At 68.2% G+C, this 22803-nt stretch carries 19 protein-coding genes; 12 read left to right on the top strand and 7 right to left on the bottom strand.

The features are described 5' to 3' along the window. Positions 1 to 14: 14 nt before the first annotated feature. Positions 15 to 800 (bottom strand): DUF3429 domain-containing protein, encoded by a 786-nt coding sequence (locus D106_RS0106685; RefSeq protein WP_018879600.1) that lies wholly within the window; start codon positions 798 to 800, stop codon positions 15 to 17. A 146-nt stretch (positions 801 to 946) separates the two neighbouring features. Here D106_RS0106685 and D106_RS0106680 point away from each other — a divergent pair, with 146 nt between their 5' ends. From D106_RS0106680 to D106_RS0106650, 6 genes are all read left to right on the top strand, one after another. After that, positions 947 to 2329: an NAD(P)/FAD-dependent oxidoreductase gene (locus D106_RS0106680; protein WP_018879599.1), complete on the top strand. Its 1383-nt coding sequence runs from the start codon at positions 947 to 949 to the stop codon at positions 2327 to 2329. Further along, positions 2330 to 3100, top strand: a complete 771-nt coding sequence (locus tag D106_RS0106675; RefSeq protein WP_018879598.1) for a DUF1365 domain-containing protein — start codon at positions 2330 to 2332, stop codon at positions 3098 to 3100. Then, a complete protein-coding gene (locus D106_RS0106670; protein WP_018879597.1) occupies positions 3100 to 4359 on the top strand; it encodes a cyclopropane-fatty-acyl-phospholipid synthase family protein in 1260 nt (419 codons plus the stop codon). The genes D106_RS0106675 and D106_RS0106670 overlap by 1 nt, the downstream gene beginning before the upstream one ends. Further along, complete coding sequence (locus D106_RS0106665; protein WP_018879596.1) at positions 4340 to 5704, top strand: MFS transporter; 1365 nt, start codon at positions 4340 to 4342, stop codon at positions 5702 to 5704. Before D106_RS0106670 ends, D106_RS0106665 begins: the two co-directional genes overlap by 20 nt. Then, positions 5701 to 6294, top strand: coding sequence for a chalcone isomerase family protein (locus D106_RS0106660; protein ID WP_018879595.1), 594 nt, complete (start codon positions 5701 to 5703; stop codon positions 6292 to 6294). Before D106_RS0106665 ends, D106_RS0106660 begins: the two co-directional genes overlap by 4 nt. A gap of 368 nt (positions 6295 to 6662) precedes the next feature. Further along, on the top strand, positions 6663 to 7160 hold the full coding sequence (locus D106_RS0106650) for a GNAT family N-acetyltransferase (protein ID WP_018877899.1): 498 nt from the start codon (positions 6663 to 6665) through the stop codon (positions 7158 to 7160). 25 nt (positions 7161 to 7185) lie between these two features. On the opposite strand, the gene D106_RS0106645 is transcribed toward D106_RS0106650, so the two are convergent. Further along, complete coding sequence (locus D106_RS0106645; protein ID WP_018879593.1) at positions 7186 to 8127, bottom strand: IS110 family transposase; 942 nt, start codon at positions 8125 to 8127, stop codon at positions 7186 to 7188. Between the two features lie 449 nt (positions 8128 to 8576). Between D106_RS0106645 and aat the strand changes: the two genes are divergently transcribed. From aat to gloA, 3 genes are all read left to right on the top strand, one after another. After that, positions 8577 to 9332, top strand: coding sequence for a leucyl/phenylalanyl-tRNA--protein transferase (gene aat, locus D106_RS0106640; RefSeq protein ID WP_018879592.1), 756 nt, complete (start codon positions 8577 to 8579; stop codon positions 9330 to 9332). 421 nt (positions 9333 to 9753) lie between these two features. Next, positions 9754 to 10428, top strand: a complete 675-nt coding sequence (locus tag D106_RS0106635) for a hypothetical protein (RefSeq protein WP_018879591.1) — start codon at positions 9754 to 9756, stop codon at positions 10426 to 10428. 502 nt (positions 10429 to 10930) lie between these two features. Further along, on the top strand, positions 10931 to 11431 hold the full coding sequence (gene gloA, locus D106_RS0106630) for a lactoylglutathione lyase (RefSeq protein ID WP_018866043.1): 501 nt from the start codon (positions 10931 to 10933) through the stop codon (positions 11429 to 11431). 237 nt (positions 11432 to 11668) lie between these two features. Here the strand turns inward: gloA and D106_RS0106625 are convergent, their stop codons facing one another. The 5 genes from D106_RS0106625 to D106_RS0106605 form a co-directional block, all read right to left on the bottom strand. After that, positions 11669 to 12295, bottom strand: a complete 627-nt coding sequence (locus tag D106_RS0106625) for a peroxiredoxin (protein WP_018879590.1) — start codon at positions 12293 to 12295, stop codon at positions 11669 to 11671. A 178-nt stretch (positions 12296 to 12473) separates the two neighbouring features. Beyond that, on the bottom strand, positions 12474 to 13130 hold the full coding sequence (locus D106_RS0106620) for a hypothetical protein (RefSeq protein ID WP_018879589.1): 657 nt from the start codon (positions 13128 to 13130) through the stop codon (positions 12474 to 12476). Between the two features lie 173 nt (positions 13131 to 13303). Further along, positions 13304 to 14809 (bottom strand): sigma-54-dependent Fis family transcriptional regulator, encoded by a 1506-nt coding sequence (locus D106_RS0106615; RefSeq protein WP_018879588.1) that lies wholly within the window; start codon positions 14807 to 14809, stop codon positions 13304 to 13306. Positions 14810 to 14960: 151 nt separating this feature from the next. Further along, complete coding sequence (gene cydB, locus D106_RS0106610) at positions 14961 to 15965, bottom strand: cytochrome d ubiquinol oxidase subunit II (RefSeq protein ID WP_018144296.1); 1005 nt, start codon at positions 15963 to 15965, stop codon at positions 14961 to 14963. 3 nt (positions 15966 to 15968) lie between these two features. Next, entirely contained in the window at positions 15969 to 17375 is a 1407-nt protein-coding gene (locus tag D106_RS0106605) for a cytochrome ubiquinol oxidase subunit I (RefSeq protein WP_018879587.1), read from the bottom strand. Positions 17376 to 17743: 368 nt separating this feature from the next. On the opposite strand from D106_RS0106605, the gene D106_RS0106600 reads away from it, so the two are divergent. The 3 genes from D106_RS0106600 (at position 17744) to cydC (ending at position 22517) form a co-directional block, all read left to right on the top strand. Further along, positions 17744 to 19129 carry an NAD(P)/FAD-dependent oxidoreductase gene (locus D106_RS0106600; RefSeq protein WP_018877664.1) on the top strand — a complete coding sequence of 462 codons (1386 nt, stop codon included), beginning with the start codon at positions 17744 to 17746 and terminating at the stop codon, positions 19127 to 19129. Between the two features lie 102 nt (positions 19130 to 19231). Continuing rightward, positions 19232 to 20851 (top strand): thiol reductant ABC exporter subunit CydD, encoded by a 1620-nt coding sequence (cydD, locus tag D106_RS0106595; RefSeq protein WP_026280606.1) that lies wholly within the window; start codon positions 19232 to 19234, stop codon positions 20849 to 20851. Further along, positions 20844 to 22517 carry a thiol reductant ABC exporter subunit CydC gene (gene cydC / locus D106_RS0106590; RefSeq protein ID WP_018879585.1) on the top strand — a complete coding sequence of 558 codons (1674 nt, stop codon included), beginning with the start codon at positions 20844 to 20846 and terminating at the stop codon, positions 22515 to 22517. Before cydD ends, cydC begins: the two co-directional genes overlap by 8 nt. Positions 22518 to 22803 lie beyond the last annotated feature (286 nt).

Here is a 22803-nt window from a genome sequence, read left to right as displayed (position 1 = left end):
TCCTCTGTCCCGGCTCAGGCCGTCAGCGTGACCGCGAAGCCGGAGGCCAGCGCCAGCATCGCCCCGGCGGTCAGCACCAGGCGCAGGCCCAGGTAGCCCCGTGGCAATGCGCGGCGATACAGGCTCAGCCGATCCACCCACAACACCCCGAGAAACAGCACCGTCAGGGTCATCAGTGCCTCCGGCAGCGGCTGCAGGACCGCCAGCCAGGCCAGGATGGACGGCACCACCGCCCACACCGGGGCCGCGATCGGGCCCACCCGGTGCTGCCGATCCACCAGGAAGATCCCCCAGTGGATCGCCCCCAGGAACGACAGGATCACCGCACCATAGAGCGCCAGGGCCTCCAGCGCGAAAGCCTGCCATTCGGGCTGGGCCATCCATGCGCCCAGCCCGAAGAATGCGAAGGGTAGCAGGCCGCCCACTCCGAGGACCTGCAGGGCCGGCGCTGGCGCGTCCGGGCGCGGCCCGTCACCGCGCGCCTGCAGCGCCCGCTGCCCCAGATACTCGCGCAACTCGGGCAGCCCGCCGATCATGCCCTCGCGCGCGATGAACAGCGGCAGCACGGCCGCGCCGGTGGCCTGCTGCAGCGAGTGGAACTGCTCGCGGTTGTGCGCCGACCCCATGCCCCACTCCAGCCGCTGCCAGCGGCCCGGAGCCGTTGCTTCCAGCAGCGCCTCGGCATCGCGAAAGTCTGACAGGCCGGACGTAATGCCCACGATCTCGTGCGTGGCCAGGGCCTCGCGCACTTCCTGCGGCCATTCGGGGGCACCTGCCTGCGTCTTCTCGTCTGTCGTCACGGTCCATGTCTCCGTTGGTACGCGGGGCCTCGCGAAGCGCCCCCGGCACAGGAAAGCCGGGAACTTTCGCTCGGCCACCATTTACAAAGATTGTACAGCTATTGTATAAGTTGTCCATCACCTTTCAGGCCCGGAGAACCACCACCATGAAACGCTCGCGCATCGCCGTCATCGGTGGAGGCATCGCCGGCCTGTCCGCTGCCTGGATCCTGCAGACCCGTCACCAAGTGCACCTGTTCGAGTCGGAACCGGAACTCGGTGGTCACGCCCACACCGTGGACGTGCCCGACCCGCAGGGTCGCACGCCCATCGACACGGGGTTCGTCGTCTACAACGAACGCAACTACCCGCTGCTGACCCGGCTGTTCACGGACCTGGGCGTTGCCACGCAGGACACCGACATGTCCTTCGGCTACTCGCGCCAGCCCGACGGGGTCGAATATGCCGGCTCCGATCTGAACACCCTGTTCGCCCAGCGCCGCAACCTGGTGCGCCCGAGCTTCCTGCGCATGGCGGGCGACATCCTGCGGTTCAACCGCCTGGGCAAGGGCCTGTTCGAACGTCACGAGAGCCCGGAAGGCACGCTCGGAGCCTTCCTCGACCGACATCGCCTGGGCCGCGGTTTCACCGAGGACTACCTGCTGCCGATGGCCGCCGCGATCTGGTCCTGCCCGCCGGAGGAGATCCGCGAGTTCCCGGCCGCCAGCTTCCTGCAGTTCTTCCACAATCACGGCCTGCTGGACCTGCGCGACCGCCCGCAATGGCGCACCGTGGTCGGCGGCAGCCGCGAGTACGTACAGCGCCTGGCGCAACGCCTGGAACCCGGTTGCATCGTCCACCAGCCGGTGCGCGCGGTGATGCCGGAGTCCGGTCAGTGGCGCGTCCTGACCGATGCCCAGGGCATCGGGTTCGACGCGGTGGTGTTCGCCTGCCACGCCGACACCGCGCGCTGGCTGCTGAACGGCGCTGTCCCCGCGCGCGACCGGCTCCTTTCCGCCTGCAGCTTCCAAGCCAACCACGCCATCCTGCATACGGACCCGGCCCTGATGCCCCGCTCGCGCCGGGTCTGGTCCTCCTGGAACTACCTGTCCGGGCGGACTACACAGGCCCGCGACCGCGTCTCGGTGTCCTACTGGATGAACCGTCTGCATCGCCTGGAACGCCGCCAGGACTACATCATCAGCCTGAACCCCTGGCGAGACCCGCACCCCAGCCTGGTCCTCGGCGAGCAGCACTGGGAACACCCGGTCATGGATACAGCGGCGGAGGCGGCCCGCCAGCGCCTGGCGGCGACCCAGGGCGAGGACGGCCTGTATTTCGCCGGGGCCTGGATGGGCTACGGCTTCCACGAAGACGGCCTGCGCTCGGCCGTCCGTGTCGGTCAGGCCATGGGTATCGAACCGCCCTGGTCGCAACCGGCGCAGGCACCCGATGCACCCGTCCATCCCGGTCATGTCCCGGAGGCCACCGTTCACGGCGGCGGCCCGGCCCGGCTCGGGGCGCCGGCGGCGCAATCGCGGAACACCTGAATGGACGCCGCCCTCGTACACGGCACGGTGATGCATCAGCGGTTCTTCCCGCAGCAGTACCGCTTTCGCTACCCGGTCATCAGTGCGCTGTTCGACATCGACCGCCTGGCCGAAACCGCCCGGCGCTGCCGCCTGTTCTCGCTGGACGGATTCAACCTGTTCAGCCTGCGCACCCGCGACCACGGGCCGCGCGACGGCCGCCCCTGGCGGCCCTGGATCGAGGCGCACCTGGCCGATTACGGCATCGACCTGGCCGGCGGTCCGATCTATCTGCTGGCCATGCCGCGCGTCCTCGGGCATGCCTTCAATCCGCTGAGCATCTGGTACGCCTGGCACGCCGACGGCGAACTGCGCGCAATCCTGCTGGAGGTGCGCAACACCTTTGGCGAGCACCACCACTACCTGCTGCACGAGCACGGCGCGCCCATGGCCTGCCCCGTGCGCCAGGATAAGCAGAAGGCCTTTCACGTATCGCCCTTCATCGACATGCACGCGCGCTACGCCTTCACCCTGACACCGCCGCGTGCGCAGGCCGGGGCATCGCTGCGGATCGCGATCAACGAATACCAGGATCAGGACCTGATGCTGACGGCCACACAGCACGGCCGCCTGCGCCCGTTCAGCGACCGCAGCCTGCTGGGCGCCTTCCTGAAACAACCCTGGATGACCCTCAAGGTCCTGCCGCTGATCCACTGGCAGGCGCTGAAGATCTGGTGGCGTGGCGGGCGCTACCACCCACGGCCGGCACCCCCCGCACAGGAGATCGACTAATGGCCCTCAACCACCTCGACACCCCGCAGGACGAAACCACCCGGCCGGACTGGGCCCTGCGCCTGATCTCGCGCGCACTGAAGGACATCGACACCGGGCAGATCACCCTGATCGGCCCGTCGGGCGACCGCATCACCCTGCGCGGGCGCAAGGCCGGAGCCGAAGCCGTCTGGCACTTCCGCCGACCGTGGCGCGCGATCCTGCGCCTGCTGCGCCACGGCGACATCGGCTTTGCCGAGGGCTTCATCAGCGGCGACTGGATCACCCCGGACCTGCCAAGCCTGCTGCGCTTCGCCACCGACAACGAGCCCGCCCTCGCGGCCCTGGCGGATCGTCCGGCCTGGCAGCGCGGCCTCGACCGCCTGCGTCACTGGCGGCACCGCAACAGCCGGCGCGGCAGCCGCGCCAACATCCGCTTCCACTACGATCTCGGCAACGACTTCTACGACCTGTGGCTGGACCGCACGATGAGCTACTCGTCGGCCCTGTTCACCCGCGGCGACGAGGCCCTGGAACAGGCCCAGACGCAGAAGTACGCCCGCCTGCTGGATCAACTGGACGCCGAACCGGGCGCGCATATCCTGGAGATCGGCTGCGGCTGGGGTGGCTTCGCCGAGATGGCGGCCCGGCGCGGTTATCGCGTGACCGGCGTCACCCTGTCGCAGGAGCAGCTCGACTACGCCCGCGAGCGGATCGAACGCGCCGGCCTGAGCGATCGCGTGGAACTGCGCCTGCAGGACTACCGCGACCTCGACGGGACCTTCGACCACGTGGTCTCCATCGAGATGTTCGAGGCGGTGGGCGAGCAGTGGTGGGCGACCTACTTCGACAAGGTGCGCGCCTGCCTGCGCCCCGGCGGCCGCGCGGCCCTGCAGGTGATCACCATTGCCGAGCACGCCTTCGAGTACTACCGCCGCAATGCCGACTTCATCCAGCTCTACATCTTCCCCGGCGGCATGCTGCCCTCGGTCCCGCGCTTCAACGCGGAGGCCGAACGGGCCGGGCTCGCGGTAACGGACCAGGCCTTCTTCGGCGCGGACTACGCGCGCACCCTGCGCCACTGGCACCAGGAGGTGCGCCAGGCGGAGCCGGTGATCGAGGCGCTCGGCTATTCACAATCCTTCCTGCGCATGTGGCGCTACTACCTGGCGTACTGCGAGGTCGGCTTCGACACCGCCCGCGTGAACCTGATTCAGGCCGTCCTGCAAAACCCCGCCGATGCCACCGCTTCGGGCAGCAATGCCCCCGCGACTCGATGAAGTGAACACCCTGCGCTGGCCGCGGTTGTTCGCCTACGGCGGTCTGGGCATGCCCCTTGCCGTCCTCGGCCTGCCGCTGTACGTCTTCCTCCCCGCGCATTACGCCGAGCACACCGGTCTGGGCGTCACCCTGGTCGGTCTTCTCCTGCTGCTGGCCCGGCTGCTGGATGTGGTGACCGACCCGCTGGTCGGCCATCTGTCCGATCGCATCCCCGGGGCCTGGCGCCGGCGCGCGGTGATGCTGGCCGGCGTGCCGCTGCTGTTGCTCGCCGCGCCGTTCCTGTTCCGCCCGCCGGCCGAGGCCGGCGCGGGATACCTGCTGCTGTTCAGCACTCTGGTCTATCTGGGCTGGACGCTGGTCGCCCTGCCCTATGCGGCCTGGGGTGCAGAGCTCTCCGGCGACTACCACGAGCGCTCGCGCATCACCGCCGCGCGCGAGGGCTTCGTCGTACTGGGAACGGTCACGGCCGCCGCACTGCCGGCGGTCCTCGGCCTGCAGGACGATGCCGGGGCCGCGCTCGCAGCCCTCGCGGTGCTGCTGTGGGTACTGATGCCGCTCGCCTTCCTGATCCTGCTGTGGCGCGTGCCGGAACGCCCCGGAAGGCTCGCGCCCGTGCCGTGGCGCGCTGGCTGGGGCCTGCTGCTGGGTAACCGCCCCTTCCGCCGACTGATCCTGGCGTGGATCCTGAACGGCACCGCCAACGCGATCCCCGCCACGCTCTTCCTGCTGTTCATCACCCACGTGCTGGAGGCGCCAGGCCATGCCGGGCCGCTGCTGCTGGTCTATTTCGCGACCGGCATCCTCGCCCTGCCACTGTGGCTGCGCCTGGCGCGGCGCCTGCCCAAACACCGGGTCTGGACACTCTCGATGCTGCTGGCCTCCAGCTTCTTCATCTGGGTGCCGTTCCTCGGCACCGGTGACGTGCTGGCGTTCTACGCCATCACCGTGCTGACCGGGCTCAGCCTCGGGGTCGACCTCGCCCTTCCGGCCGCGATGCAGGCCGATGTGATCGACCAGGACACCGCCGATGGCGGCGGCGAACGCGCCGGGCTGTTCTTCGGCCTGTGGGGCATGGCGACCAAGCTGGCCCTCGCGCTGGCCGTCGGCCTCAGCTTCCCGCTACTGGGCGCAGCCGGGTTCTCGGCCGGTGGCGACAACAGCCCCACCGCCCTGCTCGTCCTGGCCCTGGCCTACGCCGGCCTGCCGGTCCTGTTCAAGCTCGCGGCAATGGCCCTGATCTGGCGCTTCCCCATCGACGCCGACACCCAGCACACCCTGCGCGAACGCATCCACGCGCGCGAACAAGCCACCATCCCCGCCCAGCCCGGAGGCACCCACCCATGATCCACCGTATCCGACCCGCCCGTTTCGTGGCCTCGCTTCTGGCCAGCCTGTTGCTGACCCTATCGCTCGCCGCCCCGGCCGCGGCCGCCACCGAGATCGACGGCGTGCGCTTCGCCGAATCGGTCACCATCGACAACACCACAGTGCCCCTGCGTGCGGGCCGGCTCTATCGCTACACGGTGTTCCGCGTCTACGTCGGCGCGCTCTATGTACCCGAAGAAGTCGCTCCGGAGGATGTACTGACGGCCGACGTGCCCAAGCGCCTGGAGCTGGAGTATCTCCGTGCGATCAGCGCCGACGACTTCCGCCGCAGTGGTAACCGCCTGCTCGAGGACCAGCAGGACGCCGAGACGCTGGCGGCCCTGGCCGACCGGCTCGACACCTTCAACGCCGCCTACCGCGACATGGAGGCCGGCGAACGCTACGCACTGGAATACCGCCCGGGCCACGGCACCCGCCTGCTGCAAAACGGTACCCCGCTGGTCGAGGTCCCCGGCCGCGACTTCGCCGAGGCCTATTTCGGCATCTGGCTGCACCCGGAAGAACCCCTGTCGCGCCGCTTCCGCGACACCCTGATCGGCGCACGCTGATCGCCGAACAGCAACGACCAGTCATTGCGAGGCGCGAAGCGCCGCGGCAATCGCCCAGCCTCTGGCACCGCGCCCATGCCGTGCCCGTCAACGCGAGGCACCATGCGCCGTGGCGATCGCCTCGCGGTGCCTCACGACAAAATACCGGTCACCACGCAGGGCCCGCAGTACCCCGCCCTCCTGCCGGCCAAGCCCGGCATCGAACACCCACCGTTCCGAGAAACCCTTCACAGGAAGATTCCCCCAACCTGAACTAGACTCTTCCGTCCGGGGCCAGGGTCAGGACGGCCGGGGAGCCAGCCACGCAATCGGATTGCTCGCACACGCGGGCGCGGCTCTCCTTTACGGCATGCCGGAGGAGGATACCCATGCAACATCGCATCACCTTGCGGGAGGCCACCTGGCCTGCCGACGCCGACGCACTGTCCCTGATCCGCCGCGAGGTCTTCGTCGAGGAGCAGGGCGTACCCGAGGCCCTGGAATTCGATGGCCTGGACCCCGCCGCCCTGCACTGGCTGGCCATCGGGGCGAACAACGAACCGGTCGGCACCCTGCGCCTGCTGCCCTCCGGCCAGATCGGCCGCATGGCCGTGCGCGAACCCTGGCGCGGGCACGGCATCGGCTCGCGCCTGCTGGACTGCGCCATCCAGGCCGCCGCCCGCCACGGCTGGCGCGAGGTCTGGCTGAACGCCCAGAACAGCCGTATCGGCTTCTACGCCCGCCACGACTTCTTCGTCATCAGCGACACCTTCGAGGACGCCGGCATCCCCCACCGCCGCATGCTCCACCGCATCCACACCCCGATCCCGCGCCCGGCGGCACCCTATTCCCATGCCACCCACACCCACGCGACCCAGTCAGTGTAGCCCCGCTCGCGCCCCGTAGGAGATTCTATGTCTCTCCACAAGGGGTCTTAGGTTGGTAATCGGTCTGATTGTTCATCAGGGCGAAGGCGAGGCGCGCCAGCTTGCGAGCCAAGGCATTCAGCGCCTGGGTCGTCGCCAGGCCACGGTCCAGGCAGCGCTGGTAGTAGTCGCTCCAGGCGGGTTTGGACTTGGCCTGCATCGCGGCCAGATAGAGCAGCCGTCGCAACTCTGGATCGCCCTGTTTGGTGAGTTTGCGCTGCCCCCGTTTTGTGCCGGAGTCGCGGATGCGGACATCCAGCCCCAGGAAGGCGACGAACGCATCACTGTTGCGGAAGGCCCCCCGCTGGAACGCCATGGTCAGGCCTGCCGCGGTGAGCGGACCGACGCCCTCGATCTGCTGGCAGCGCCGGGCGTGATCCGACCAGCCGGCGCGACCGACCGTCTCGCGCAGCACACGCTGGAGCACGGCATCCAGCCGGCCGATCTCCCGGAGCAGATCCTTCAGGTTGGACTGCAGTTCGGGTACACCTCGCAGACTCTGTTCCAGCATGACCCGTGCCCGTACCAGCGTGGCACGCCGGCGCAGCAGCTTCTGCAGGGTCCGGTAGCCCTCGGGCGGCGGTGTCCAGGGGCGCAGTTCGTCCTGCTCGCGTTGCAGATAACGCACCAGCAGCCGGGCATCCCCGGCATCGGTCTTGGCCCGGCCACCGATGCTCTCGCGGTAGCGATTGAGGCGATAGCCATTGACCAGATACACCCGGTGGCCCTGATGATGAGCCTCCAGCGCCAGGGCCAGGTGATAGTCGTTGGTGGCTTCCAGGGCGAAGTCGGCCGGACCCTCCAGGCTACGGACCCAGCGACGGATCGCCGGGAGCTCGTTGGGACACGGCTGTGCGGTTTCACCGTCAATACTGATCCACAACTCGGCCTTGCCGACATCGACCCCGATCCGATGCGTTGCCATCATCACACCTCCCGAGCTAGCTTGGAGTGGTCTGTCGGGGCCTCACCGAACGCTGGCTTGCCATCTATCGTCGGCCCCGAGCCGATCGATTCCTTATCGGCGTTTAAGGTGAGGGGTGGGACGAACTCTCCTACCGTCTGTGCCACAGGCCAGATGCCAGCTTCGTCCCTCCACCCCGACAGACCCTTTCTAGGCCTGCCACGGGTAAACATACAAGGCCAGCCCTCTGGCCGATGGGGCGTAGCCAATGCCGCAATCGCCGAGAGGGCTCGGCTCCTACAAGGCTTGGCATACCACCGGGGCCCGGGTCGCCCCGCAGAGACGATCTTCGTGGGAGCGGGCTCGCCCGCGAAGCCCCTGCCCGCGCGGGGCGCCGCCACAGGCCCTTCGCCTGCAAGCAGGCTCCTACAAAACCCGGGCCTCCAATCTCGGGGCATGCACGGAAGCGCCCCATGAACTCCAGCCCGCAGATCACCCTGCCCTGGCTGGACCCGGAGCACCCGGAGGCCCCGTTCCCGGACCCGGCGCATGCCCTGGCCGAGCCGAACGGCCTGCTCGCGGCCGGGGGCGATCTGTCCGTGCCACGTCTGCTGAATGCCTACCGATCCGGGATCTTCCCCTGGTTCGAGGCCGGGCAGCCGATCCTGTGGTGGAGCCCGGACCCGCGCGCGGTGCTGGAGCCGGGTCACTTCCGCCTGCACCGCAGCCTGAAGAAGGCGATCCGCAACCGTGGCTACACGGTCAGCTTCGATCGCGCCTTCGAGGCCGTGATCGAGGCCTGCGCCGCGCCGCGCGACTACGCCGACGGAACCTGGATCACCGCCAGCATGCAGCAGGCCTACATCGCCCTGCACCGCACGGGGCACGCACACTCGGTGGAGGTCTGGGACGGTCCGCGCCTGATCGGCGGGCTCTATGGCGTGGCCGTGGGGCGGCTGTTCTGCGGCGAGTCCATGTTCTCGCGCGAGCGCGACGCCTCCAAGATCGCGCTCGCCTGGCTCAGCCGCCACCTAGTCGCCTGGGGCTGGCCGCTGGTGGATGTGCAGATGGAGACCGCCCATCTTCTCAACCTGGGGGCCGTGACCCTGCCCCGCCGCGAGTTCATCGCCCGCATCCGTGACATCGCGAACGAACCCGTCGAACCCGGCCCGTGGCGCACCGACCCGACCCTGAGCCCCCTGGATATCGGCTGGAACACCACCGCATAACAGCAGCGTCGCCCATGCTCTGTGTGGGAGCGGGCTTGCCCGCGAATGGCTTTTACCAAGTTCCGACGGGGGCAGGGGCTTCGCGGGCAAGCCCGCTCCCACACGCCACTGCCACACCCCCCCGCTCCCTCCACAGAGCTCCCTCCCCGCTCGCCCCCGCCCCCGTCACTGCGAGGAGGCGCAGCCGACGTGGCAGTCTGCTGGGGGTATTCCGGCGCCGGGGGCTGCATTGGGAGATTGCTTCGCGGCGCTCGCAATGACGGGATGGTGGAGCAACCGGGAACCCGTATGCCCGACACTGCGAGGCGCCCGCAGGGGCCGGGGCAGCCTCCGAAACCGGGCACGTCAGCCGGCGCACCCTTGGGCCCCGTTGCGGGTGCTTTATACTCCCGGCCACTGGGGAACCGAGCGGGAGATTCGGGTGGGCAAGGCAGATCAGGGGGAATGGCGGGCCATGGCGCTCAACGGGCTGCGCGCGGGCCTGCTGCTGGCGCTGGCCGTGATCACGGCGGGCTGTGCGACGCTGGCGCCATCGCCACCCCAGGACCAGAGCAATATCTGCGAGATCTTCCGCGAGCAGCCACGCTGGTACGACTACGCGCGTGATTCCGAACGCGAATGGGGCACGCCGATCGCCACGCAGATGTCGTTCATCCAGCAGGAGTCCTCGTTCCGCAGCCACGTCCGTCCGGACCGCGAGCGGCTGCTGGTCTTCATCCCGTGGAGCCGCCCGTCCTCCGCGCGGGGCTACGCGCAGGCGCAGGATCCGGTCTGGGGCGAATACCGCGAGGATGCCGGCAGCCGCTTCGCGCGGCGCACGCACATGAAACACGCCACCGACTTCATCGGCTGGTACAACGACCGCACCCGGCGCATGACCGGCGTACCGCTGTACAACGCGGAGCACCTCTACCTTGCCTACCACGAGGGCCAGGGCGGCTACAGCCGCGGCAGTTATCAGAACAAGCCGCAGGTGCGGGCCGCGGCGCGCCAGGTTGCCCAGCGGGCCGACCGCTACGAGTCCCAGCTGGCGAGCTGCGAATCCGAGTTCCGCTGCCGCCGCTTCTACCAAGTCTGGCCCTTCTGCCGACAGTAGGCGAAACCGATCCGGAGCCTCCCAACAGATCGTCATCGCGCGCACCGCGAAGCGATCTCCCGGGGACTTCCATCGTCGAGGCAACCCCGACCGACTGCCACGTCGGCTGCGCCTCCTCGCAGTGACGGGCATTTGGTTCCCCGGCCAATTCACCATCCCGTCATTGCGAGCACCGCGAAGCAATCTCCCAATGCAGCCCCCGGCGTCGGGATAGCCCCAGCAGACTGCCACGTCGGCTTTGCCTCCTCGCAGTGACCGAGAGGGGTATGCCCGAGCGCTCCAACACCCGGTCATTGCGAGCGCCGCGAAGCAATCGCCCGACGCAGCCCCCGGCGTCGGGATAGCCCCGACAGACTGCCGCGTCGGCGGCGCCTCCTCGCAGTGACGGGGGAGTCGCGTTCCCGACCGCTCGATCTCAACACGTGACGGCGGCACTTGAGGGAACCCGCACCGCCGTGTTCCAGTCTCCGGAGTACCCTCTTACGGACTACAAGGACGCACCATGAGCGACAATCCCACGGCCGGCTTTCGCTTCAACCACACCATGCTGCGCGTGAAGGATCCGCAGAAGGCGCTGGACTTCTACCAGCGCGTGTTCGGCATGCAGCTGGTGAAGACGCTGGATTTCCCGGAGTTCGAGTTCACGCTCTACTTCCTGGCGCAGATCGGCGAGGACGAACCGCAGCCGCCCAAGGACGCCGGCGAGGCAACCCGCTGGATGTTCAGCCAGCGCGGCATCCTGGAGCTGACCTACAACTACGGCACCGAGAAGGACGCCGGCTTCCACTACCACGACGGCAACGAAGAGCCGCAGGGCTTCGGCCACATCTGCTTTTCGGTCCCGGATCTGGACGCGGCCGTGCGCTGGTTCGACCAGAACAATGTTGAATTCGTGAAGCGCCCGGACGAGGGCGGCCTGAAGGACATCGCCTTCGTGAAGGACCTCGACGGCTACTGGATCGAGATCCTCGAACCCAGCCGTCTGACGGGGCTGGGGCGGTAGGCCCCACCGCCAACCGAGCGGGTGGCGCCGCCAGGTGTTGCCCGCCACCGGCGCTGGCGGGGGCTTCGCGCGCGAGCGCGCTCCTGCAGGGTTGGGGCTAGCCCCGGCTCACCGGAAAAGGCCAGCGATTCACCTCAGCGGGCGCTGTACCCGAACATAAAAAGGGCCCCTTTGCGGGGCCCTCCACTCTCCAGAGCGTTCCGGCGTTAGCGGCCGGTGCGATCGTCGCCCGATCGCTTAGACCTGGGTGTAGCGCAGGTAGGAGCGGATCTCCTCGAAGCCCTGCGGGAACTTCTTCTGCGCGTCCTCGTTGCTGACCGTCGGCGGGATGATCACCCGGGCACCCGGGGTCCAGTCGGCCGGGGTAGCGATGCCGTGCTTGTCACCGGTCTGCAGCGCATCGATCACGCGCAGGATCTCGTCGAAGTTGCGGCCCACCGACATCGGGTAGGTCATCATCAGACGGATCTTCTTGTTCGGGTCGATGATGTAGACCGAACGCACGGCGGCGGTCTCGCTCTCGCCCGGGTGGATCATCTCGTAGAGCTCCGAGATCTTCTTGTCGGCATCCGCGACGATCGGGAACTCCAGCGTGGTGTCCTGGGTGTCGTTGACGTCTTCAATCCACTTGTTGTGCTCCTCGACGGTATCCGTCGACAGACCCAGCGGCTTGGTGTTGCGGTCCGCGAACTGCTTGGCCAGTTGCGCGGTGCGGCCCATCTCGGTGGTGCACACCGGGGTGAAGTCGGCCGGGTGGCTGAAGAAGAAGCACCAGGAGTCGCCGATCCATTCGTGGAAATCGATCTTGCCCTTGGTGGTATCAATCTGGAAATTCGGTGCGGTATCGCCCAAACGCAGTGCCATGATGTACTCCTTGCTTTGAAAGTTTGATCGGGTCGTTCATGGGGTCGTGCCTCCATGTACGTCTTACTTTATCTGTCGACCCGAATATAGTGAATTACTTATTTCTTAACGCAACGATAGTTTTTCACTAAAGCGGGCCAGGCAAGACGGCCCCTGCCCCAGCCCGCTGACCACGGGCCTACATGCGACGGAACAAGTCCACCAGGTCTTCACGCATGTCCTGGCGACCCATCTCCTCGGTCGTGAAGCGCTCGCCGTCGAAGTTCACACCCAGCATCACCGCCTGCCCCGCATCCAGGTCGGGCTGGAGCGCCACCATGTTGATCCCCTGAATATAGTCGGCCACGGCCGTGTCTGCCTCCGCGACGGCCTGGACCTGCTTCTGCATCCAGGAGGAGATATGCAGCACCAGCGTGCCGTCCCATTCGGAGGCCGCGAGTTCCTGCAGATAGGCGTGGGCCAGGGCCACGTTTTCGTCACGCGCGAGATTTCCCCCGAGTGCGAGATAGGCCACGTCCTTGTCCGCGGTCACGCGCACCGCGGCCGCGGCGTCGTCAGCGGAGCGCAGGGTGGCGATGCGGAAGCCGGCCTGCGGATCGGCCGACAGCATCGACGCACCCAGCCCACCGGCCAGGGCGCCGCAGACCGCGGACGGGTTGTTGATCACGGCCATCGAACCGGCCCCCATCTCGTTCACGATGGCCTGGCCGATGCCGGCACTGGCCATCGAGCGGATGGTCTGGTGCTCGCCGAACGACAGCGGCTCGGCCGAGGCCAGCATCGGACTGGCCAGCAGCGCGGCGGACAGGGAGAGGGTCATTGCGGTCTTTTTCATCTGAGACTCCAGTCTTTCGGGTGTATCGGTTTATCGCTATTTACTGATTCGTCTGGCGGTATGCATGCAGCCCCATCCTTGGTGACGGGCCCGTGCCGGGCGTCCGACCGCTGCGGCGGACGCCGCTTCAAGCCGGGCGGGGCGCGTTACCAGGCCCGCCCGGACGGGCGATTTCAGTCCCGCTCGTTGGCGTCGTCCTCGAGCTGGCTCAGGCGCCGGTACAAGCTGCGCTCGCTGATCCCCAGGGTCTTCGCCAGCGCCCGGCGGTCCCCGGGGTACACCGCGGCCGCGTGCCGCAGGTATTCGCGCTCGATCTCGTCCAGCGGGCGCAGTGACTGCGGATGCAGCAACCCGTCCAGTCCGCCGGTCTCCGCCCCGCTCGGGGACTGCCCTCCTTCCCGCACGCGATCCGGAAGATGTTCCGGCCGGATCGCCTCGCCGTCCGCCAGCAATGCCGCACGCTCGAGGATGTTGCGCAGCTCGCGCACGTTGCCGGGGAAGGAATACTGCTTGAGGATTCTCAGGGCCTCCTCTTCGAGGCGCGGCGGCACGGGCAGATCCAGGCGCTCGCCGAGCGCTTCTACCAGCAACGGGAGATCCTCGGCCCGCGCGCGCAGCGGGGGCACCTCGATCGGGAAGGTGTTGATACGGTAGTAGAGGTCCTCGCGAAACTCGCCGGCCCGGACCATGGATTCGAGATCGCGGTGGGTCGCGCAGACCAGGCGAAAATCCGCCCGCCGCGACTCGACACCCCCGACCCGGCGATAGGCGTGGGTCTCCAGCAGCCGCAGCAGCTTGACCTGCTGGCTTAGCGGTATATCCCCCACCTCGTCGAGAAACAGGGTGCCGCCGGCCGCCGCCTCCACCAGCCCGGCCTTGGCCGAGGTCGCCCCGGTAAACGCCCCCCGTTCATGGCCGAAAAGCTCGCTTTCGAACAGGGTTTCGGTGAGGCCGGAGCATTCCACGGGCACGAACGGCAATTTCTGCCGCGGGCTCGCTTCGTGAATGGCGCGTGCAATCAGTTCCTTGCCCGTGCCGGACTCGCCGAGCAGAAGGGCCGAGGCATTGCTCGGCGCCACCCGGCTGATCATCCCCAGCATGGCATTGAAGGCCTTCGAGCGACCGACCAGCCCGCCACTGCCCGCCTGCGGTGCCGATACCGGCAGGTGGTGCAGCCGTTCGATCAGGTAGCGGATCTCCCCGCCCTCGCCCCGGATCGGCAGCAACTCGACGTCCACGTGCTCGCGCCCGGCCTCGGTGTGATGCACGTGCAGCACGCGCTCCCTGTGACCACTGCCCAGGGCCGCCCGCAGGGGACAGGACTCCCCCGCCTCGTCACAGGGGCGCCGGAACCCGTGCGAGGCCTCGAAGCAGGTGCGGCCGGAGCCATCGCGGTCGGTCCCGTAGATGCGCTGGTAGGCGCCATTGGCCGCCAGGATGCGGTAGTCCGGGGACAGCAGGATGGCCGGTTCACGGAATACATCCAGCACCTGACGCAGGGTCCCGGCATCGGGATCCAGGGAGGCCGTTTCCTTCTCCGGGATGCTCGTCGTTTCCTTCTTCGGGATGCTCGTCACGTCGCCTCGCACAAAGGGGTCCTGGAAGGCGTATCCGACACCGGAACCGACGCCGTCACGCTGCCCGATAGACACGTTCAGACGAGCGATGTTCAACGGCATGCCATCACCCCCGTATGCAGCTCGTGAGAGGAAGGTCCGCCATTCGGGTCGTGCCACGGCGCCGACTTCCTGCAGACGCGTGGCTCGATGCCCTGAATGGCGGACTCGGACATTCCGGAAAGGCCCTGTGACAACCGATGGGCGATCCCGCCTAGTGATAGCCGGTCTCCGGGGTCACCTTCCCGCGGAAGACCCAGTAGGTCCACGCGGTGTAACCCAGGATGATCGGGATCACGAACAGCGCCCCCACCAGGATGAACAGCTGCGCATCCGGCGAGGAGGCCGCATCCCAGAAGGTGTAGTCCGGCGGCACCACGTACGGCCACTTGCTCACCAGCAACCCGAGATAGGTGGTGATGAACAGGGCAATCGTGGCGACGAACGGGATCCCCTCGTCACGGCGGCGCACCGCACGAATCAGCACCCAGGCGGAGAACAGCGCCAGCGCCGGGAGCACCCAGAGGTACTGCCAGGTCCCCATCCAGCGTTCCATGACCTTCGGATCGATAAACGGCGTGATGAGACTCACCGCGCCGAACACCAGCAGCACGACCGCCAGCATCCACGGCGCCACCCGATAGGCAAAGGCCTGAGTATCACCCTCGGTCTTGACGATCAGCCAGGTGGCGCCCAGCAGGGCATAGCCCGCCAGCAGTCCGATCCCGGTGAGCACGGTGAACGGCGTCAGCCAGTCCAGCGGTCCGCCGGCGAAACTGAACCCGTCCATCTCGAAGCCCTGGATGTAGGCACCCACGACCGCGCCCTGGGCGAAGGCCGCCACCGCCGAGCCGATCGCGAACGCCGCATTCCACAGCCCCTTGGAGCGATGCGCCTTGAAGCGGAACTCGAACGCGACACCGCGGAAAATCAGTCCGGCCAGCATCAGGAATACCCCGATATAAAGCGCCGGCAGGAACACCGAGTAGACCAGCGGGAAGGCGGCCAGCAGCCCGGCCCCGCCGAGGATCAGCCAGGTCTCGTTGCCGTCCCAAACCGGGGCGACCGAGTTCATCATCACGTCGCGCGAGGTCTCCCCCGGGGCAAAGGGGAAGAGGATCCCCACCCCGAGGTCGAACCCGTCCATCAGCACGTAGGCGATCACGCCCACGGCGATGATGACGACCCAGATCAGTGTGATATCAAGTGTGGTTTCCATGACTTAGCTCCTTTCACCGCTGACCGCGGCGTCATCGATCCAGGTATCGGCGGCCGACAGCGGGCGCTTGGCGTGCGCCGGCGCATGCGTGGCATCGGCCTGTTCCGGGCCCTGGCGCACGATGCGCACCAGGTAGTAGACGCCCCCGGTGAACACCGCGGCGTAGACCGCCACATAGCCGATCAGGGTGAACAGGGCCATGCCACCGGTCAGGGCCGGGGTAATGCCCTCGGCATGATTCATCACGCCGTAGACCAGCCAGGGCGCGCGGCCGGTCTCGGTCACGAACCAGCCCGCGACCACCGCGAGGAACGGCGCCGGGATCATCCAGGACAGTCCCCTGAGGAACATCGGGGAGGCGTACATCCGGCGGCGGAAGCGCAGCCAGGCGCCCGCCAGCGCGAACAGGATCATCACCATGCCAATCGTGACCATGATGCGGAACGACCAGAAGGTGATGCCCACCGGCGGACGTTCCTCGGCCGGAACCTCCAGCAGACCGGGCACTTCACCGTCGAGGTCGTGGGTGAGGATGAAGCTCGCCATCTTCGGGATACCGATCTCGAAGTGATTGGTCTCGTTGGCCGAGTCCGGGATCGCGAACAAGAGCAGCGGCGCCCCGCGCTCGGTCTCCCACACGCCTTCCATCGCCGCCACCTTGGTCGGCTGATGCTCGAAGGTGTTGAGGCCGTGGATATCACCGACCACCAGCTGCGCCGGTGCCGCGAACAGCAGCACCCACATGGTGGTGCCAAGGGCCTTGCGGTTCATCACCACGTCGCGCTGGCGCAGCAGGTACCAGGCGGAGACCCCGGCGACCACGAAGCCGGCGGTGAGCAGCGAGGCCAGCCCCATGTGGAAGAAGCGCGGCCAGAAACTCGGGTTGAAGATCGCCGTGATCCAGGACGTGACATGGAACACCCCGTCCTGCAGCTCGAAGCCGACCGGTGTCTGCATCCAGCTGTTGGCCACCAGGATCCAGAACGACGAGATGAAGGTGCCCAGCGCGACCATCAGGGCCGAGAACAGGTGCACGCCCTGCGGCACCCGGTCACGCCCGAACAGCAGCACGCCCAGGAACGCCGCCTCCAGGAAGAATGCGGTGAGCACCTCGTAGGACAGCACCGGCCCGAGGAAATTGGCCGTGGCATAGGAGAACGCACTCCAGTTGGTCCCGAACTGGAACGACATCACCAGGCCGGAGACCACGCCCATACCGAAGACCACCGCGAAGATCTTGATCCAGAACTTCGAGATCTGGGTATAGATCGTGTCGCCGGTCTTCCAGGCGCGGAATTCCAGAAACGCGATAAACGAAGCGAGCCCGATCGTGAACACCGGGAAGATCGCGTGAAACGAAACCACGAACGCGAACTGGATTCGCGAGAGTAGTATGGGGTCGAGCTCCATGGCCTTTCCTCCGTTATCAGGGGCACGCCGGGATGACGTATCGATGAACCCCTAACAAGTACCGTGCCAGACTTCCGGTCCGGACCCCGGCGGCGCGCTGCAGGCGACTGGTCCGTGTCTTGGCGCCTGGCCAACGCCCGCCAATGCCGCCCCGGGTTTGCCAGTTTTGGCAGCCAGACCGCAGATGACTGCCATTTATGGCAGGCCGTCACCACCAGCACGGGCGCCCAGGCCCCGACGGGGCGGTCTGCCGGTGTTGGCATGCAACTTGTAAGCATTCCGTCACACGAAGCGCCCGGCAGACGGCGCGACCCTCAGAACTGGCCCGCCCGGTCCCCGGAGCGGCAGACGGATACGCGGAGAGAGCCATGCATCAGCCCGAAGACCCGAAGCACCCCGAGATTGACCAGGCCCTGGCCCGGCAGGCCCGGGAGACCTTGCGAGGACTGTCCCGGCGCGATTTCCTGAAGATCGCCGGTGCCGCCGGCCTGATGTCGGCGACTGGCGTGCAGGCCGCCCCGGCCCGCGCGGCGGTCTCCAGCCAGGCGCGCATCGTGGTGCTCGGTGGCGGGGCCGCCGGCATGACCATGGCCGCCCGCCTGCGCGACCTGCTTGACGGCGCACGCATCACCATCGTCGAGCCCAGCGAGATCCATCATTACCAGCCCGGCTGGACTCTGGTGGCCGCGGGCGTTTATTCCGTGGGCGAGGTCCAGCGCCGCAATGAACGCTATATCCCGCGCGGCGTCGACTGGGTGCGCTCCGCGGTGGCGGCCATCGATCCCGCATCGCAACGGGTCGAGACCACCGACGGCGACCGGCTCGACTACGACTTCCTGGTGGTCGCCACCGGGCTGCACCTGGACTTTGAAGCCATCGAAGGGTTGCGCCGCGGGGATATCGGGCGTCCCGGCCTGACCAGCCTGTATGCCAGCGCCGAGGCCGCGCGCGATGCCTACGAACAGATCCATGCGTTCGGCGAGAACGGCGGGGTGGCGCGGTTTACCATCCCCAATACGCCGATCAAGTGTGCCGGGGCGCCGATCAAGGCGACCTTCATCGCCGATGACCTGCTGCGCTCGGCCGGTCAGCGCGCCGGGGCCGATTTCCACTACCACACGGGGTCGGACACCCTGTTCAGCGTGCAGCGCTTTGACCGCATGGTGCGCGACCTGTATGCGGAACGCGGCGTGAGCGTGAACGACGGAGGTGCCCTGGTGGCGGTGGATGTCGACGCCCGCCAGGCCCAGTTCGAGACCCGCGACGGCGGGCGCGAGACGGTGGACTACGACTATCTCCACGTGACTCCGCCGATGCGCGCGCACGACTTTGTGCGTGACGCCGGGCTGGCGGTGGAGGACGGTCCTCTGGCGGCCGGAGGCTGGCTGGCGGTGGATGACCGCACGCTGCAGCATACGGATTACCCGAACATCTTCGGCGCCGGCGACGTCGTCGCGACCGCGATCGGCAAGACCGCCTCCACCGTGCGCTCGCATGGCGCGGTGATGCCGGACAACCTGGTGGACGTGATCCAGGATCGCGAACCGTCGCGGCAGTTCGACGGCTACACCTCCTGCCCGCTGATCACCGAAGTGGGCAAGGCCGCACTGGTGGAATTCGATTACACCCTGCAGGAGGTGCCGACCTTCAGCTTCCTCGACCAGGGGGAACCCAGCTGGATGTGGTGGCGCCTGAAGGTGCATATGATCAAGCCGCTGTACTTCAACATGCTGCGCGGGCGCTACCTGCGCTAGTCAATGCCGCAACCGGGCGAAACAGGCGCCCCGCCGCCGGACCACCGTGCCGCGCCGGGGCCATGGCTGCGCGCACGGCAACGGCCACACCGCCACTGGCTGGTGCTCAGTGCCGCCAGCACGCTGGTGGCCACGCTGGCGACCATTGCGCTGGCGGGGCTCGTGGCCTGGGCGGTGCACGGCACGCTGTTCGCCGCCGCCCCCCCGTACCTGCCGGGCATCCTGCTGGGCGGCCTCGCCTTGCTCGGTCTGCGCTATGCCGCCCAGGCCCTGCGCGACCTGGCGGGACACCGCCTCGCCTTTGCGGTCAAGCAGCAGCTGCGCACCGATCTCCTGCAACAGGTCCGGCATGCCGGGCCCGCGCGCCTGGCCGGACAGACGACCGCGGGCGCCTGGGCGGAGCAGTTCCAGACGCGGGTGGATGACCTGACCGGCTACTATGCGCGTTACCTGCCGGCCCGCCAGGCGGTCATCCTGACGCCACTGGCCATTCTGGCCGCGGCCTTCTGGCTGGACTGGCTCGCCGCCCTGCTGTTGCTGCTCGCCGCCCCGCTGATTCCGGCGTTCATGGCGATCGTCGGCATGGGTGCGGAACAGATCCACCGGCGTCAGCAAGAGGAGGCCAACCGTCTGGCGGGGCACTTCCTCGACCGCATCCGCAGCCTGGACTGGCTGCGCCGGGCCCGCGCCATCACGGCCACCGAGATCGAGGTCGTCGAGCGCAGCCACCAGCAACGCCGCCTGACCATGCGCACCCTCCGGGTCGCATTCCTGTCCTCGGCGATCATGGAGTTCTTCAGCGCGGTCGCGATCGGCATGGTCGCGATCTACATCGGCTTCGCCCTGTTCGGCGCCATCGACTATGGCCCGGCCGGGGACATCACCCTGTTCACCGGGTTGTTCATCCTGCTGCTGGCGCCGGAGTATTTCCTGCCCCTGCGCCAGTTCGCCCAGAGCTACCATGACCGCGCCGGTGCGCTGGCCGCCGCCGAGAGCCTCGCTCCCGCGCTTGCTTCGCCCAACGGGGCCGAGGCTTCAGCCGCGGTCACCGAGGTCACCGGCGGGGACGAGACCGACCCCTTGCTGAAACTCGAGGATGTGATGGTGCACTACCCGGGTCAGCGCACACCGGTCCTCAAGCATCTCGACCTCGAGATTCAAGCGGGGGCGCATCTCGCACTGACCGGCCCCAGTGGCAGCGGAAAATCCACCCTTCTGGCGGTATGTGCCGGCTTTCTGCCCCCCACCGAGGGCCGCATTCAACGCCATACCCGGGCCCGCCATTTCGCCTGGATCGACCAGGATGCCCATCTGTTCCACGGCAGCCTGCGCGAAAACCTGCAGCTGGCCCGCCACGCAATGATCCCCGATGCAGAGATGGCCACGGCACTGGAACAGGCCGGGTTACCCCTCGACGCGCCCGAGCTCCCCGACGGCCTGGACACCGCCATCGGCGAGGCCCGGCACGGCCTCTCCGGCGGCCAGGCCCAGCGGGTCGCCGTCGCGCGCGCACTGCTCTCCGGGCACCGCCTCTGGCTGCTCGACGAACCCACCAGCGCGCTCGACGTGGAGACCGAAGAGGCACTCCTGGACACGCTGTTCCGGCTGGCCGACACCCGTGGCCTGACGCTGGTGATCGCGAGCCATCATGCCGCCATCCACCGGCGCTGCCCGCAACAGCTGGAGCTGGCGCCGGTCACGCCGGAGACACCCCATGCGTGACGAAACCCGCGCCAACCTCGCCTTTCTGCACCGCGTCTTCCGCCGGCGCCGCGTCTGGTACTGGGGCGCCTGGGGCCTGCTGGCATTGACCTGGATCGCCGGGATCGCCCTGCTGGCGCTGTCCGGCTGGTTTATCACCGCGACCGCGCTGGCCGGCGCCGGACTTCTGGCCACCCTGGACCTCTACGTACCGTCCGGTGGCATCCGTACCGCCGCGATCAGCCGCACCCTGGCACGCTATTTCGAGCGTCTGGTCAGTCACGAGGCGGTGCTGCGCAGCCTGGCCGATCTGCGCGGCCACAGCTTCCGCGGGCTCGCCGCACTGCCCATGGCACGCGTTCGCGCCTACCGCAGTGGCGACCTGCAGACCCGCCTGACCAGCGACATCGACACCCTCGATGGGATGCCCCTGCGGGTGGTCGGACCGATGGTCGCCGCGGCCATCAGCCTCGTGGTCACGCTGGTCATCGCCATCTGGCTGGCGCCCTGGCCCGCCGCGGCCGTGCTCGCCGTCTCCGGTCTTGCAACACTTGCCGTCTCCGCGCTGCTTGCACTGGCCGGGCAGCGCCGCAGCCACGCGCTGGTGCAGGCCCGGGCGCGCGAACGCATCGGGCTGTTCGACTACATTGGCGGCCTGGCCGAGCTTCTGGCCTACGACCGCGCGCGCGGACACGAGGCCTCGCTGCGCCGCGAGAACGCGACCTACGCGCGCCAGCAACGCGCCCAGGAGGCGTTCGGCGTCGGGTCCGAACAGGCCGTGCAGGCCGTGGTCGGCGCATCCGCGCTGCTGATGCTGGTTCTCGCCCTGGGCTGGTACCGCGACGGGACCCTGAGCGCGCCTGTGGCGGTACTGCTGCCGCTGATGACCCTGGGATTGGGCGAGGTCCTCGGCAGCCTGCCCGGGGCGTGGTGGCGTGCCGGCGAGAGCCTGAAGGCCGCCGGGCGCGTGCAGCATCTCGAAGCAGCCGGGCAGGCCCCGGCAGGGGCCGCACGCCCGGCCCCTGCCGACCACGCCCCCGTGCTGCAGGCCCACGGCCTGACCATCGGCTTTCACCGCGAACGCCCGCTGCTCGGCCCCCTGGACCTCGCCCCCGCGCGTGGCCGTCCACTGGTGATCAGCGGGGCCAGCGGGCGCGGCAAGAGCACGCTGCTGGACACCCTCGCCGGTGAACTGCCGCCCCTGACCGGGCGCATCGCGCTTGGCGGCGACGATCTCGATCGAATCTCGGCCGACACCCGGTACCGCCATCTCAGCTACCTGCCTCAGGGGCTGCAACTGCCGGACACCACCCTCCGCGACATCCTGGAGCCGCGTCACACATATCTCAGCGATGCGGCCCTGTGGGAGGCTCTGGAGCAGGTGGATCTGGCGAACGCCGTGCGTGGCACGGAAGAAGGTCTGGACTACCGCATCGGCGAAGCTGGCTCGTACCTCTCCGGCGGCCAGCGGCGCCGGCTCGCCCTGGCGGCGATCCTCCTTCAGGACCGTCCCGTCGTCCTGCTCGATGAACCCTTCGCCGGCCTCGACCCGAGGACCCTCGAGCGCGTACTGTCCCGCATCGGCCCGTGGCTGAACCAGCGCCAGTGCCTGCTCGTGACCCACGCCCCGGAATCCCTGCCGCGCGACTGGCCCCGCCTCGATCTCGGCCGCCCCGCCCCCTCCTGAACCCGGACCGAAGGGATACCCCCGCAGTCGAAATGCGAACAGCGCCGCGCGGACCTCGTCGCCGGGGAATATAGAGAGTAAGGGGGTGACGGCCGGCTCCGCCGCCCGCCCTCCGGCATGCTGGCGCCGCAGGGCGCCAATGGTCGAACCATCGTTCTATATCTCGGGTTCGAATCCCGGAAATGTTGGGGCCAGACGTGCGAAAGGAGCCACTTGGGCCCCTTCACAGGATTTGGCGGAGAGTGAGGATTACGCCCGGCTGCGCCGGTCGCCCTTCGGGCCGCCT

This window comes from Thioalkalivibrio sp. ALE9 (assembly GCF_000377445.1).
Taxonomy (GTDB): Bacteria; Pseudomonadota; Gammaproteobacteria; order Ectothiorhodospirales; family Ectothiorhodospiraceae; genus Thioalkalivibrio.
This window is presented reverse-complemented; position numbering and strand designations above follow the sequence as displayed.

Coding starts and splice junctions, on each gene's coding strand:
- D106_RS0106670 (WP_018879597.1), top strand. CDS start 3,100: ATGGCCCTCAACCACCTCGACACCCCGCAGGACGAAACCACCCGGCCG.
- cydC (WP_018879585.1), top strand. CDS start 20,844: ATGCGTGACGAAACCCGCGCCAACCTCGCCTTTCTGCACCGCGTCTTC.
- gloA (WP_018866043.1), top strand. CDS start 10,931: ATGAGCGACAATCCCACGGCCGGCTTTCGCTTCAACCACACCATGCTG.
- D106_RS0106645 (WP_018879593.1), bottom strand. CDS start 8,127: ATGATGGCAACGCATCGGATCGGGGTCGATGTCGGCAAGGCCGAGTTG.
- D106_RS0106625 (WP_018879590.1), bottom strand. CDS start 12,295: ATGGCACTGCGTTTGGGCGATACCGCACCGAATTTCCAGATTGATACC.
- D106_RS0106675 (WP_018879598.1), top strand. CDS start 2,330: ATGGACGCCGCCCTCGTACACGGCACGGTGATGCATCAGCGGTTCTTC.
- D106_RS0106650 (WP_018877899.1), top strand. CDS start 6,663: ATGCAACATCGCATCACCTTGCGGGAGGCCACCTGGCCTGCCGACGCC.
- cydB (WP_018144296.1), bottom strand. CDS start 15,965: ATGGAAACCACACTTGATATCACACTGATCTGGGTCGTCATCATCGCC.
- D106_RS0106600 (WP_018877664.1), top strand. CDS start 17,744: ATGCATCAGCCCGAAGACCCGAAGCACCCCGAGATTGACCAGGCCCTG.
- D106_RS0106665 (WP_018879596.1), top strand. CDS start 4,340: ATGCCCCCGCGACTCGATGAAGTGAACACCCTGCGCTGGCCGCGGTTG.
- D106_RS0106620 (WP_018879589.1), bottom strand. CDS start 13,130: ATGAAAAAGACCGCAATGACCCTCTCCCTGTCCGCCGCGCTGCTGGCC.
- D106_RS0106680 (WP_018879599.1), top strand. CDS start 947: ATGAAACGCTCGCGCATCGCCGTCATCGGTGGAGGCATCGCCGGCCTG.
- D106_RS0106605 (WP_018879587.1), bottom strand. CDS start 17,375: ATGGAGCTCGACCCCATACTACTCTCGCGAATCCAGTTCGCGTTCGTG.
- D106_RS0106615 (WP_018879588.1), bottom strand. CDS start 14,809: ATGCCGTTGAACATCGCTCGTCTGAACGTGTCTATCGGGCAGCGTGAC.
- D106_RS0106660 (WP_018879595.1), top strand. CDS start 5,701: ATGATCCACCGTATCCGACCCGCCCGTTTCGTGGCCTCGCTTCTGGCC.
- aat (WP_018879592.1), top strand. CDS start 8,577: ATGAACTCCAGCCCGCAGATCACCCTGCCCTGGCTGGACCCGGAGCAC.